Source organism: Bradyrhizobium viridifuturi (assembly GCF_001238275.1).
In the GTDB taxonomy this organism is placed as follows: Bacteria; Pseudomonadota; Alphaproteobacteria; order Rhizobiales; family Xanthobacteraceae; genus Bradyrhizobium; species Bradyrhizobium viridifuturi.
The window spans coordinates 1-1,715 of the sequence record NZ_LGTB01000112.1 but is presented as its reverse complement, the minus strand read 5'-3'; the positions used below and the strand labels follow the sequence as shown (position 1 = coordinate 1,715).

Annotated in this window: 1 protein-coding gene; it reads left to right on the top strand. The window is 65.5% G+C overall.

All coding sequences use genetic code 11. The features are described 5' to 3' along the window. Positions 1-1,715, top strand: a 1,715-nt coding sequence (locus ALC15_RS44435) for a DUF5801 repeats-in-toxin domain-containing protein (protein WP_244486501.1), incomplete at both ends; no start/stop codon positions are given.

Here is a 1,715-nt window from a genome sequence, read left to right as displayed (position 1 = left end):
GGCCGGCGGCAACTTCACCGGCACGCAGGATGTGCACGACACCAATGCGTCGGCGACGGTCGCGACCGAAGACTTCTCCGGCGCGTTCACCATCGGCAACACCAACCTCTATGGCGCCGACGGCGCCGGTGCGACCACGATCAACTACACGCTGGGCTTCCACACCGGCGTCGCCGACGGCGTCGACAGCGGGCTGACCCATGGCGGCAGCACGATCTACCTGTACGACGTCGGCGGTGTGATCACCGGTTCGACCTCGACGACCGCAGGCGGCATCAACGCCGGCAACACCGCGTTCACGCTCAGCGTGGATCTGACCACCGGCATCGTGACGCTGACCCAGCTGGAGTCGATCGACCACTCGCAGACCGACACCTACAGCGGCTCGTACATCAACGACATCAAGCAGATCGCGGCCAACCTGATCGATCTGACGGCGAGCGCGTTCACCACCGACAGCGAAGGCGACAAGACGGTCACGGCCTCGGCCTCGGTCGACGTCGGTCATCAGATCGAGTTCGGCGACGACGGCCCGCAGACCCCGACCGTGACGCTGGCGGCGTTCAGGGCGCCGGTGCTGCTGACGTTCGACGGCGGTTTGCCCGGCGGCAACTTCGTCGGTACCCAGGATGTGCACGACACCAATGCGTCGGCGACGGTCGCGACCGAAGACTTCTCCGGTGCGTTCACCATCGGCAACACCAACCTCTATGGCGCTGACGGAGCCGGTGCGACCACGATCAACTACACGCTGGGCTTCCACACCGGCGTCGCCGACGGCGTCGACAGCGGGCTGACCCATGGCGGCAGCACGATCTACCTGTACGACGTCGGCGGTGTCATCACCGGTTCGACCTCGACGACCGCGGGCGGCATCAACGCCGGCAACACCGCGTTCACGCTCAGCGTCGACCTCACCACCGGCATCGTGACGCTGACGCAGCTGGAGTCGATCGATCATTCGCAGACCGACATCTACAACGGCGCCTACATCAACGACGTCAAGCAGCTTGCTGCCAACCTGATCGATCTGACCGCGAGCGCGTTCACCACCGACAGCGAAGGCGACAAGACGGTCACGGCTTCGGCCTCGGTCGACGTCGGCCACCAGATCCAGTTCGGCGATGACGGCCCGCAGGCCCCGACTGTGACGCCGGGAGCGTTCAACGCACCGGTGCTGCTGACGTTCGACGGCGGCCTGGCCGGTGGCAACTTCACCGGTACCCAGGACTCGCACGACACCAACGCATCGGCGACGATCGCGACCGAGGACTTCTCCGGCGCGTTCACGGTCGGCAACACCAGTCTGTACGGAGCGGATGGTCCAGGATCCACGACCATCAGTTACACGCTCGCACTGCACACCGGCGTCGCCGATGGTAGTGCCAGCGGGCTGACCCATGCCGGCAGCACGATCTACCTGTACGACGTCGGCGGCGTCATCACCGGTTCGACCTCGACGACCGCAGGCGGCATCAACGCCGGCAACACGGTGTTCACGCTGAGCGTCGGCCTCACCACCGGCATCGTGACGCTGACGCAGCTGGAGTCGATCGACCACTCGCAGACGGACACCTACAACGGCTCGTATATCAATGACGTCAAGCAGATCGCGGCCAACCTGATCGACCTGACGGCGAGCGGGTTCGTCACCGACAGCGAAGGCGACAAGTCGGTCACGGCGACGGCCACGATCGACGTCGGTCACCAGATCG